This window comes from Microcystis sp. M165S2 (genome assembly GCF_020245885.1).
Classification (GTDB): domain Bacteria; phylum Cyanobacteriota; class Cyanobacteriia; order Cyanobacteriales; family Microcystaceae; genus Microcystis.
Genome location: NZ_JADBTZ010000186.1, coordinates 1 through 10,331, shown reverse-complemented (window position 1 = coordinate 10,331; position 10,331 = coordinate 1). Strand labels below are relative to the sequence as shown.

Sequence of the window (10,331 nt, the reverse complement as noted above, 5' to 3'; positions counted from 1 at the left end):
AGCTTACTGCCAAGAACTCTATCAACAAGGAGAAAAAAAGCCAAAATATACCGAGTTGTCTAAAAGACTAACTCAGATTAAAAAAACAAAAGAAAAACAGTGGTTAACTGAAGTTTCTTCTATTCCTTTACAACAGTCTTTAAGAGATTTAGAGACAGCCTACTCTAACTTTTTTGCATCTTGCAAGGGAGAAAGAAAAGGAAAGAAAGTAAAACCTCCTAAATTTAAAAAACGTAAATCTAAACAATCAGCAAGATTTACCGATAATGGTTTTACCGTCAATCAACACCACGTTACTTTAGCAAAAATCGGTGATTTAAAAGTCGTTTGGAGTCGTCCATTATCAGTTATCAGTTATCAGTTATCAGTTATCAGTTATCAGGTTTGAGTTATCAGTTAGTAGTTATCAGTTAGTAGTTATCAGTTATCAGTTATCAGGTTTGAGTTTTCAGTTAGTAGTATCAAGTGGCAAGTTCGGAGCTTTCTTTTCACTGATTACTGGTTACTGATTACTGATTACTGACTAGGGATTGCTACTTTTGCCACATTAGACACAGGGGAAAAGATCAACGCCCCAAAACCGTTAAAGAAACGATTAAAACGGCTTAAAAAAGCGCAGAGAAACCTTTCTAGAAAACAGAAAGGAAGTAAACGACGGGAAAAAGCCAGAAAACGAGTAGCTAAAATCCACGCAAAGATTAAGGACACTCGCACTGATTTCTTACATAAACTGTCCACTAGAATTGTTCGTGAAAATCAAACGATAGTTTTAGAGGATTTAAACACATCGGGAATGGTTAAAAATCGTAAGCTATCCCGTGCTATATCAGACTTAGGATGGCGTTCTTTTCGAGATATGCTATCAGCAAAGTCTGATAAATATGGGCGTAACTTTCGGATAATTTCCCGATGTGATCCAACGTCTCAGCGATGTTCCTGTTGCGGGAATATCGGCGGGAAAAAGGCGTTAAATATCCGTGAGTGGGAATGTCTTTTCTGTGGAACTTTTCATGATCGAGATGTAAACGCTGCGGTAAATATCAAGGTCGCCGGAGGACATTCGGAGACTTTAAATGGACGTAGAGGAAAGCGTAAGACTTCTGTTAAAGAAGCAGCATCCCGGGTCGCGTCAACCCCATTCAGCGACCATTCCAAAAAGGTGGCGTGGTGAGGAATCACCGTCCGTTTTACGGCGGCGAGGATGTCAACTGGTATCTTTACGCAGATCAACGATTATCCAATTTGGCTCGACAAACCATCGAACAAATTGGCAATAGTGGAGATACGGTTGCTGTTTCCTCGATTACTCTGGCTGAAATTGTCTATCTTGGTGAAAAAGGACGGATTTCCGCTCAAACAATAGAGCGATTGTTAATGGAACTGGACAGGGAAAATTCTATTTTGATAGAAATCCCGCTCGCTCGCAATATCGTGGTTACTATGGGAGGAATCGAGCGCTCGGATGTTCCCGATTTACCCGATCGAATTATTGCGGCAACCGCCCTATATTTAAACGTTCCCTTAATTAGCCGAGATCGAAAAATTCAATTATCAACGGTTAATACGATCTGGTAGCAACGAACTAATCAAATTACTATTCCCCGAATATAATTGGATGCGGTGGGTTAGCGCTACTCGTAACCCAACCTGCGGTTTTTGTCAATATATTTTTACTTTCCGAAACCTTTTTTCTGGCGGTTTTGTTTGGCAATACGGAGGGCTTTTCCGGTTTTGCCATCCTGTAGTGCGATCCGCATCGATCGCTTTTTCTGGTAGGATTGAATATCTGCCGCTAACGGATGATCGTTATCGATCCGTAGATGGGTTAAAGAACAGACAAGACCCGTTTGTTTTCCCAATTCATTTTTTAGGAAACAAATAATTCCCCCCTCGTCTCCCGTGTAGAAAATTTTATTGATCGAAAACTGGTGATCGGGTTTGTATCGCTCGCCTTTTGTTTCAGCTAGTTTTAACGTTTCGGGAGTTGCACGCACAGGGATTGGTAAACTCGCTTCCATTTTCTCAATTAAAAAACGAACTTGTCGGGGATCGTCGATGGACATGGTTATTCTCCTTGATAAAATACAAATAACTGGCGATAGAACCCGATCGATCGAGTAGAATAGCGATCGAAAACGCCAATCAGGGACATTTTGCCGTGAGCGCTCCGAATTCTCCCCCTCCCGGAACACAGAGGGCCTATTTCGGCTGGTTTAGCCTTGAGATTAACCGTCTGGACTTGCCCTTGCGTTCCTTCCTTTTTGTGCCGATACAGGTCTTCTGTGGCGATTTCGGGGCGTTGCTGCGAACGTTTCTGGCGCTGGTTGCCGTTGCCTTCGCGATTCAATTTACCCTCTGGATTTTGTCTCCCCTGCCATCCTATTCAATTGTCAGTCAATCTAAACGGAAATTTCATCAAAAATTTCAGTTCCTAGGTTTATTAGTCCGGGGAATTCCCGAATCTCTCCGAAAAGATTTGATCGCTGTTATTTGGCTATTAATTATTCTTTTTTGGTTAGCTCGAATTCAGGGATCGATCGATGCCCGTCGCGATGCAGTTAATGATAGTTCTACCTTACCAGTTATCACTTTAGTTTTACCAGAAAAACAGATAGCGATCGGTCGGAATCCGGAGGATGTTTTTACCGATCCTTCTCTCAAAGGTTATCGAATTATCGGTGAGACTAAATTACTCGAAGAGCTGCGGGGAAAAGAAACGAATGATAGTAAAGTCAATCCCCCGCGAGTTTGGCGGTTATTAATCCAAAATAATAATTGGACTTATGTTTTTCGCGGGTTATCCCCTCAGTCGGCAGAAAATGAACGTCCGGCGATTCTAGCCATTCGCGAGGATAAGGAGGGACAATTGTTGATTATCGCGCCAGATGTCCCAGAATCCCGGTGAGACTCAATCGGGGAAATTATCAAAAGTGATCGCTTAACAAGAGTTAAAATTGACGTTCTTTAGCTAGGGTTTGCTGAAAAAGTCTTTTAGTGGGGACAGGGTGTGGGGTGTAGGGTGTGGGGTGTGGGGTTTTACCAATTTTCAGGAAAAAAGTAGCTGAATTTTCCTCCCAATCACTCCTAGCTAAGGCACTTTTTTGGGGAAAAAGTCTAAAAGTCTTACCCCACAAGGTTTTTATGCTTATTCAGCCCGCCCTATCTAGGGATTGCCACCACCAACAGCGATGCCAGTGCCATAAATCTGAGCATTTGTCAAGTTAATTCTCTCCATCGATGCACCTGTCACATCGGCATCATAAATCACGGCACTGGTGAAATTGACTCCATCGAGATCAGCTTGATTCAAACTGGCATTAGTCAGAAAAGCTGCGGTCAAATTTGCGCCTTCCAGATTGGCATCGGTCAAATCTGCGCCCTCTAAGTTAGCTTCCTCCAGATTAGCTCCCTGTAAATTCGCTTTTCTCAAATCAGCACCGATTAGATGCGCCCCCCTTAAATCTGCACCGCGGAGATCACAGCCCGGACATTCCTGCGTATTCAATAATTGTTGTACCTGTTGAGGATTTTCCGCACCGACGGGGTTAATCAGCAGTAAGGAAGCTAGGGAACCTAGGGCAATCATTAAAGTCCTTTTCATCGTTTTAGCCTCCTCTTTCGTTTTCTTCTCTACTTTTAGGATAGGAAAAAAGCTGCTAACCAACTTCCCCCGATCGGGCTAATTCTCCTGTTATCTCACTTTTTCTTGCTTTTGCTAGTCGATCTCCCCTTTCATCACCGTTGCGATCGCTGATCGGGCATTTTCCTTAAATTCTTTGACATCGACGCGACTTAATAACCAAACTGCCAGGAGCATTCCCAATGCTTGCACGAGGAAAACTAAGCTGTAGGCTAAAACCGGACTAGAAAAGACAACTTTACCGATATTTAAAATCGTACCGCCTAAAACCGTGGCCAATCCCCTTGCGATCGCTTGTGATAATCCCCAAGCGCCGATAAAAGTTCCCGCGGTTTCGGCGGCGGTTAAATCTAACATTAAACTGGTAGCTCCGGCAGTAATCATTCCCGAAGCTAAACCGAAAAAGAGCAAGCTTGATTTTAATAAACTCTGACTAGCAGAAAAGCCGGCAAAAATCAAGAGAATAAAACAAATTGCTGCAAAAATACAGCCATATTTAGTGGTTTTTTGTTTACCGATGCGGGGAATGAGCATAAATCCCGTGGCAGCAATACCAAAAAGGGTTCCGGTTCCCCAAAAAGCGTTTAATTGGGTGGTTTGGGCGATACACATCCCAAAAACCTCGCCGCCAAAGGGTTCCATAATTGCATCCTGCATAAATAAACTCAAAGTCATCATCAGCAGGAAGGTGAAAAATAAACCGGTTTGCCGACTAGCGGTGAGAACTTGTAGGGCATCTTTGAAGGTAATTTGATCCTCTCTTTGCACAAGAGTGGACCGACTACTAAAACGAGAATATTTTTTTTCTACGCCAAAAGTCGCTAAAATGCAGAGACCGAAAACGATAGCGGGCATAATCGTGAACACGGGGTTAATATTCGCCTGTAGTTGCGGAATATTGGCTATAGGGGCTGATTGAGTCGGATCATAGGTCAAAATATTTGTACCGCAGATATTGGGAGTATCCAGCAAACGAGAACTAACGATCGCCCCGACGACAATTCCCACCATTAGCATTGACCAAACTATACCAACTAATTGCGATCGATTATCTTCATCGGACACATCCACCAAGAGGGCAGCAAAAGGGGTAGAACTGGCGCTTAAAGCCAGTCCGTAGAGGGCGAAAATTAAGGCTAAGAGGGCAATCCAGGCGTAGGAAATGGTACTCCATCCCGAAGTTTGAATACTAAGTCCCAATTGCCAGACTACTTGCAAAGCAATAAAAGCTAAAGCGGTAAAAACTGCCGCCCCAATCCAGACATAACCGCTGCGATGATGACCAAAAATAGTTTTACCATCGGATCTTTGCCCAAACCAGATGCGCGCTGGACTAACAAACTGGTGCATAGCGATCGCAGCTGCGGCGAGAAAGGGTAAAACTTTTAACTCATCGATCATAATCCGATTGAGAACCCCCAAAGTCAGCAGGGACATAATACCTAGTCCCATTTGAAAGAGTCCTAAACGAAACATGGTGAAAAGTCCCAGTTTTGGCAGGGTTTTTGGGGATGAGTGAGCAGAATTGGAGATATCGCTGGTAGCCATGGTTAAATCAATACAAAAAAAGCCAGTATTTAAAAATTTAACGCAGGACGAGCAGACATCTTCTGGGGATTTAAGTTTCTATCTTCGATAACCAAGTGGTCAGATATGTCAAGCTGGCAAAATCGAGCAGCGCTTCTCCTAAAGTTTCTAATTGTTCTGGAGATAGTTCTCGGATTTTTTGGCTTACAGTTGAGGATATTTCACCTAAACGACGGTTAAGTAGCCGTAGAATCAAAGAAACCGCTTCTTATCGTCTTCCTTTTTTTTGGATGTCCTGATCAATGACTGATTCGCCCATAATTTCTTCCCTTAATAAGTTTATGGTGATTTCCTTACTTAAATACTAACCCCGCCAGAATTGCTGTAGCGGCGGCTAAATTGCTTTTTTCAGTTCTACCTCGATATTATCAATTTTTGTGGCTACTTTGTCCAAGATTTTCCTATTGTATTATCCATTTTCCTGTAACTGTATGTTCGAGTTAATCGAGATCGCACAAAATGGAGATTTCTATGATCGTATCTTCCCCATTGTCCTCCCCGATGCCAAAATCTACAACCCCAAAGACCGACTAAAATGCACTCAATACTGGGAAACCCAAAGTAACGAACTAGAAGAAACCATGAAACGGGGAGGAATCGCCAACCGGCGAGGAATTATCGACGATCTAAATCTTTACACCGTGATCCAGAAGTCAAATCGTAAAGTGCTTACTCTGTAATGATTATAATCGATTCGATCTTTGTTTAGCGTTGAAGTTCCCTTAGGAATAAATTGGGTCTTTTTCCAGCAAACCTAGCAATTTTTGCATTTTAATCCAAACTCTTCTCATTTGCCAGAATTTACTTTTTTCCATGGCGGCTATTTTACTGTCAGCTTCTCGATAATCCAATTGGGTTTTTTGCAATTCTTGTTGCAATTCTTGTTCATGAATTTCTAATTGTTTAATTCGTTCTCTAGCCTGTTCCAACTGAGCGAATATATCGACTTTTAAGGTAACTAAAGCAGCAAAAATGGCTTGGATATTTTGTGAGTAAAGTTGGGGATGATTATAAAAAAGTTGGGTATAGGAATAAATATAGTGTTCTGCGGTCATTGAGCGACTCATAGAATCAGCTTTTTGTCGATAGAAAAATAACACTTCCGGGATACGATAGACTTCTCGACCTAATTCGATCAGAGATAGCCAGAAATCGTGATCTTCCCAACCATAAATTAAATTAGTATTATAGCCCCCCACAGTTTCCCAATCGGATTTCCGAAACAAACCGGAGCAAAATATCATATTATCTACTAATATATCGGGAAATTTATACTCAGGCAGCGGCCAAATTCCTTGTCTATCCCCAAAATACTCCGCTTCGCAATAAACTATACCTAATTGCTCATTACCTTCTAGCAAAGTAACCGCTTTTTCTAGATAGGAATCGGCAATTTTATCATCGGCATCAAGAGGAAGAATATAGGTTCCTTGCGCTTGGGCAATTCCTAGATTTCTGGCTGTGGCAACCCCTTGATTTTCTGTGCGGATGATCCGGGTTTTTGGCTGTTGATAATCTTGTAAAATCTCGATGGTTTCTGGTTCTGTGGATCCATCATCAACGATCAGGATTTCAAAGTTTTGGTATGTTTGCACTAAAACAGATGTGATCGCATCATCAAGATAGCGACCTTGATTATAGCAAGGAATAATCACGGAAACTTGAGGAACATAACTCATTGAGGGAAATTCTCTCCTACTCGAGCAAAAACTAGGTTATCAATAGCTTATCCCAAAAGTTCCCCTTTCTCGTTTTTCTAAGTGAAGGAAGTGTTGATATCCCCACTAGCAATTTCGGGATAGTAGGACATATTATGGATAAATTCTTAAATTATTCCGATTGGTGGACAAAATCACCCAATTGGGTGATCCCCGTGAGGGAAGCATCTCTTTTTAATAGAGGATAAGTTATTCAATAATCCGATTATCATTACCAATGATCCTTAATCATGGAAGCTCATCAACAAAAACAACTCCGCACTTTCCTCTTGGAAAAATTAGCAATTTCCCCCCGTTCCCTCGATATGGCTGTGCGTCTCTGTGAAGCATCAGTGGGTTCTTTACCGATGGTTCTGTGGCAGTACGGTTTAATCGATTTGTCGCAATTGAATCAAGTTTTTGACTGGCTGGAAACTGTATAATTATTTTCCAAGAATATGCTCATTAATTATCATTTTTATTAAGAGAATTGACCAAGTTCCAGAGCAGCGAGTTCCTGCAATTTATTTATTAAGTCCCGTTAAGGTTTGCCATGGCAGAAAATCTCACCTTTGCTGGGACTAATTAAACCAGCTATCATCCGCTATTTCCCCCCGTTTTAATTCGAGATTGATCTGGTATAAAATACTAATTTCTCGCCTCGATCGCCTTTTTGCTTGTCATGAAAGTAAGGTAGAAACAAACTTAACATAGCATAGGTTCTTGAGTTAGGCATCGACTATATGGAACTCTTTCAGGGCCGGATAGAAGTTGAGATTTTCATGACCCGGACGACTGAGTTTAATCAGGGCAAACCGTTGGGATGGTGGCAATTTTTGCCATTGTTCTAAACTAATTTCGATCTGGAATTCTCTGGCTTTTTCTCGGACTGTGTCGGGAATCTGGCTATCATCTAGCCAAGCAGGATCCGGATCTATTGCTAGTTCTTCCGGGGGATTGCCAGTTTTTTCGGCGATTAATTTTTGCAGAAAATCTCGATAGATTTTGGCTTCTGCTGCCGTCGTACAAGCCATATTAACTAATACCATTCTTTCCGGTTGACTCAACTGCATCCAATGGGATAATTTTAATTTAACTCCACAGGTATCTAGTTTCATTCTCACGGTCATTGGGATACAACGTAAGGAGTCAACAAATTCGGCTTCAAAGTCGAAAAAGGTGGTCATATCATTTTATTGGGTTGCTGAGTATAAATCTATGATACAGTGCCGTGGGATAATTGCTGGGCAAAATGGCATTTTATTGGATAAAATTGGCTCTATATTGATGACTAGAAACGAGAATTTCCTCTATTTCCTGCCATTTTTCTCCTGCAATATAGTCAACAATTTGATCAAGATTTTGCCGATAATTTGCTAAAGATATCAATAAAGCTTGACGATTGTATTTAGCCATCATTAAACCTAATTCGGGATTGCCACCACCGACGCGACTGGTATCGCGAAAACCAGAACTAGCTAAATTTTCCGCTAATTGGCGAATATTCAGGTCTTGTTCTTTCGCACAAGCTTGGATTAAACTGGTACTAATCATTACTGGCAGATGGGAAATCCATGCCACGGCTCGATCGTGTTCTTCGGGGGAGGAATAATAAATTTTACAGCCTAATTTCTGCACGATTTCAGTTAAGATTTCCACGGCAAAGTTAGGGGTAGATTCAAGGGGAGTAATCAGGTATGGGGCATTGACAAATAAACCAAATTGTGCTGCATTAATTCCCTGTTCGGTTTTCCCAGCCATGGGATGACTACCGACAAAATTTGGCCACAATTGACTACAATTGGCCACAATTGCCCCTTTAACTGATCCCACATCGGTGACAATGGTTTGGGTTTTTAAATAGGGAGTTAATTTTTCCAAAGTTGGCACAATTAAATGTATAGGAGTACAGATAAAGATTAAATCGGCAGTAGCTAATAATTCTAAACTGGTGCTAGATTCATCTACCACTCCTTTTTGTACAGCGATATCACAGGTGTATTGTTGACGAGAAACTCCCAAAACTTTATAACCTTGTGAGCGGAAATCTAAGCTCAAGGAACCACCAATTAAACCCAGTCCAATAATGCCAATATTCATTAGGTTTACTCAAAGATAATTTCGTCTTCTAGTCGCCAAGCAGGATCGACAATGCACAAGAAAATTAAGGGTTCCTCCCCACAATTATGAATATATTGTTTAGCTAGAGGAGGTATATAAATGGCAGCACCGACAGTCACTAACTGCACTTCCTCATCGATGTGCATTTCCCCTTGTCCTTGCAAAATATAATAAACTTCCGCCGTTTTTAAAGCGTGGGGAGTAGAAGTTTCCCCCACATCTACCCAGGCGTGGGCTAAACTATAACGTAGATTTAACGGCTGTTTATCGGGATGCAATAACTCGCGCAATCGGGTATGATCACCAGCGATGAATTCCTCACATTCGAGCAGCTTTCTGATTAACATAGTAAAATTAAACCTCGAAGATTGTTTTTATTTTATCATTGAGTCAAAAGCTAAAGACTAATAGCCGTTATCATAGAAATATTCAGCATCGCCAGAATTAACGAATGACTTGGTTAGAACATAGTGTACAGGTAGAAGTGGACGCACCGATCGATCTGGTTTGGGAGCTCTGGTCAGATTTAGAACAAATGCCCCAGTGGATGAAATGGATCGAATCGGTGAAAATTCTCGAGGAGGAGCCAGAGCTTTCCCGTTGGAAGTTAGCCAGTGGTGGTCTAGAATTTACTTGGTTGTCACGGATACTGAAAATTGTCCCCCACCAGATGATTCAATGGGAATCCGTGGACGGGTTGCCTAACCGCGGGGCAATTCGTTTTTATGACCGTCATGGTAGGAGTATTGTGCGACTGACAGCAGCCTATGCTATACCAGGTTGGTTAGGAAAATTGATGGATAATCTTTTCCTCGGTCGAGTGGTGGAATCAACCCTGCAAGCCGATCTAGAGCGTTTTCGCCTTTATGCTCTCAATATTGTCAATAATACGCCGCCAAGGTGAGGTAATAATCGGCAGTAAGCTGTTGACTATCTAAATTGCTCGTTAAGACTGTCTATGAGCAGGGAGCAGGGAGAGGGTGGTGAGCATTTGTACTAAAATTCCCCCACGCGGTTTGAACGCAGGGTAGTGATCCGATAGTAGTGGTGAGCTACCTTGCTTATCTAGCCTGAGTTGTGTAGAATATTGACTAATAAAAATAATTACCTGATAAATGTCAAGAATTTGCTTTTTATGATTCAAGAATTTGCTTTTTATGATTGCTGTTTTTATCAAAATCTTCTCTGGGATTATTAAATTTTGGTTGGATGGCGATGAAGATTTAGAACATAATCTTCTAACAAAAGATTCACCATCTTCAATATTTCGTTGTCCTAAATGTGGT

General features: G+C 41.6%; 15 protein-coding genes and 1 pseudogene. 6 read left to right on the top strand and 10 right to left on the bottom strand.

What is annotated here, in order from left to right:
* Positions 1-1,171: pseudogene (locus tag IM479_RS09755) on the top strand (RNA-guided endonuclease InsQ/TnpB family protein); the annotation flags it as partial.
* On the top strand, positions 1,165-1,575 hold the full coding sequence (locus IM479_RS09750; protein WP_287686088.1) for a type II toxin-antitoxin system VapC family toxin: 411 nt from the start codon (positions 1,165-1,167) through the stop codon (positions 1,573-1,575). The pseudogene IM479_RS09755 and the gene IM479_RS09750, both read left to right, overlap by 7 nt.
* A gap of 95 nt (positions 1,576-1,670) precedes the next feature.
* On the opposite strand, the gene IM479_RS09745 is transcribed toward IM479_RS09750, so the two are convergent.
* Both IM479_RS09745 and IM479_RS09740 read right to left on the bottom strand, forming a co-directional pair.
* Complete coding sequence (locus IM479_RS09745; RefSeq protein WP_287686087.1) at positions 1,671-2,063, bottom strand: hypothetical protein; 393 nt, start codon at positions 2,061-2,063, stop codon at positions 1,671-1,673.
* Positions 2,064-2,065: 2 nt separating this feature from the next.
* Positions 2,066-2,347, bottom strand: coding sequence for a hypothetical protein (locus IM479_RS09740; protein WP_287686086.1), 282 nt, complete (start codon positions 2,345-2,347; stop codon positions 2,066-2,068).
* Between the two features lie 15 nt (positions 2,348-2,362).
* Here IM479_RS09740 and IM479_RS09735 point away from each other — a divergent pair, with 15 nt between their 5' ends.
* Positions 2,363-2,905, top strand: a complete 543-nt coding sequence (locus IM479_RS09735; RefSeq protein ID WP_287686085.1) for a hypothetical protein — start codon at positions 2,363-2,365, stop codon at positions 2,903-2,905.
* A 258-nt stretch (positions 2,906-3,163) separates the two neighbouring features.
* On the opposite strand, the gene IM479_RS09730 is transcribed toward IM479_RS09735, so the two are convergent.
* From IM479_RS09730 to IM479_RS09720, 3 genes are all read right to left on the bottom strand, one after another.
* Entirely contained in the window at positions 3,164-3,601 is a 438-nt protein-coding gene (locus tag IM479_RS09730; RefSeq protein WP_287686084.1) for a pentapeptide repeat-containing protein, read from the bottom strand.
* A 114-nt stretch (positions 3,602-3,715) separates the two neighbouring features.
* On the bottom strand, positions 3,716-5,188 hold the full coding sequence (locus tag IM479_RS09725) for a BCD family MFS transporter (protein ID WP_287686083.1): 1,473 nt from the start codon (positions 5,186-5,188) through the stop codon (positions 3,716-3,718).
* 70 nt (positions 5,189-5,258) lie between these two features.
* The gene (locus tag IM479_RS09720) at positions 5,259-5,423 is read right to left on the bottom strand and encodes a DUF4351 domain-containing protein (RefSeq protein ID WP_287672097.1); all 165 of its coding nucleotides are present in this window, start codon (positions 5,421-5,423) and stop codon (positions 5,259-5,261) included.
* 235 nt (positions 5,424-5,658) lie between these two features.
* Between IM479_RS09720 and IM479_RS09715 the strand changes: the two genes are divergently transcribed.
* The gene (locus IM479_RS09715; protein WP_287686082.1) at positions 5,659-5,907 is read left to right on the top strand and encodes a hypothetical protein; all 249 of its coding nucleotides are present in this window, start codon (positions 5,659-5,661) and stop codon (positions 5,905-5,907) included.
* Positions 5,908-5,949: 42 nt separating this feature from the next.
* Here the strand turns inward: IM479_RS09715 and IM479_RS09710 are convergent, their stop codons facing one another.
* The gene (locus tag IM479_RS09710; RefSeq protein ID WP_287686081.1) at positions 5,950-6,906 is read right to left on the bottom strand and encodes a glycosyltransferase; all 957 of its coding nucleotides are present in this window, start codon (positions 6,904-6,906) and stop codon (positions 5,950-5,952) included.
* A 269-nt stretch (positions 6,907-7,175) separates the two neighbouring features.
* Here IM479_RS09710 and IM479_RS09705 point away from each other — a divergent pair, with 269 nt between their 5' ends.
* Positions 7,176-7,367, top strand: coding sequence for a DUF2949 domain-containing protein (locus tag IM479_RS09705; protein WP_286824399.1), 192 nt, complete (start codon positions 7,176-7,178; stop codon positions 7,365-7,367).
* Positions 7,368-7,652: 285 nt separating this feature from the next.
* Here the strand turns inward: IM479_RS09705 and IM479_RS09700 are convergent, their stop codons facing one another.
* From IM479_RS09700 to IM479_RS09690, 3 genes are all read right to left on the bottom strand, one after another.
* Positions 7,653-8,111, bottom strand: a complete 459-nt coding sequence (locus tag IM479_RS09700; RefSeq protein WP_287686080.1) for a nitrate reductase associated protein — start codon at positions 8,109-8,111, stop codon at positions 7,653-7,655.
* A gap of 73 nt (positions 8,112-8,184) precedes the next feature.
* A complete protein-coding gene (locus tag IM479_RS09695; RefSeq protein ID WP_287686079.1) occupies positions 8,185-9,024 on the bottom strand; it encodes a prephenate/arogenate dehydrogenase in 840 nt (279 codons plus the stop codon).
* 5 nt (positions 9,025-9,029) lie between these two features.
* Positions 9,030-9,392, bottom strand: coding sequence for a cupin domain-containing protein (locus IM479_RS09690; RefSeq protein ID WP_002736559.1), 363 nt, complete (start codon positions 9,390-9,392; stop codon positions 9,030-9,032).
* A 104-nt stretch (positions 9,393-9,496) separates the two neighbouring features.
* Between IM479_RS09690 and IM479_RS09685 the strand changes: the two genes are divergently transcribed.
* Positions 9,497-9,949: an SRPBCC family protein gene (locus tag IM479_RS09685; protein ID WP_272083185.1), complete on the top strand. Its 453-nt coding sequence runs from the start codon at positions 9,497-9,499 to the stop codon at positions 9,947-9,949.
* A gap of 42 nt (positions 9,950-9,991) precedes the next feature.
* Here IM479_RS09685 and IM479_RS09680 read toward each other — a convergent pair.
* Positions 9,992-10,331 (bottom strand): hypothetical protein (locus tag IM479_RS09680; protein WP_287686078.1); only part of this gene is annotated, 340 nt, incomplete at its 5' end.

Coding starts and splice junctions, on each gene's coding strand:
- IM479_RS09745 (WP_287686087.1), bottom strand. CDS start 2,063: ATGTCCATCGACGATCCCCGACAAGTTCGTTTTTTAATTGAGAAAATG.
- IM479_RS09730 (WP_287686084.1), bottom strand. CDS start 3,601: ATGAAAAGGACTTTAATGATTGCCCTAGGTTCCCTAGCTTCCTTACTG.
- IM479_RS09725 (WP_287686083.1), bottom strand. CDS start 5,188: ATGGCTACCAGCGATATCTCCAATTCTGCTCACTCATCCCCAAAAACC.
- IM479_RS09715 (WP_287686082.1), top strand. CDS start 5,659: ATGTTCGAGTTAATCGAGATCGCACAAAATGGAGATTTCTATGATCGT.
- IM479_RS09710 (WP_287686081.1), bottom strand. CDS start 6,906: ATGAGTTATGTTCCTCAAGTTTCCGTGATTATTCCTTGCTATAATCAA.
- IM479_RS09705 (WP_286824399.1), top strand. CDS start 7,176: ATGGAAGCTCATCAACAAAAACAACTCCGCACTTTCCTCTTGGAAAAA.
- IM479_RS09700 (WP_287686080.1), bottom strand. CDS start 8,111: ATGACCACCTTTTTCGACTTTGAAGCCGAATTTGTTGACTCCTTACGT.
- IM479_RS09695 (WP_287686079.1), bottom strand. CDS start 9,024: ATGAATATTGGCATTATTGGACTGGGTTTAATTGGTGGTTCCTTGAGC.
- IM479_RS09690 (WP_002736559.1), bottom strand. CDS start 9,392: ATGTTAATCAGAAAGCTGCTCGAATGTGAGGAATTCATCGCTGGTGAT.
- IM479_RS09685 (WP_272083185.1), top strand. CDS start 9,497: ATGACTTGGTTAGAACATAGTGTACAGGTAGAAGTGGACGCACCGATC.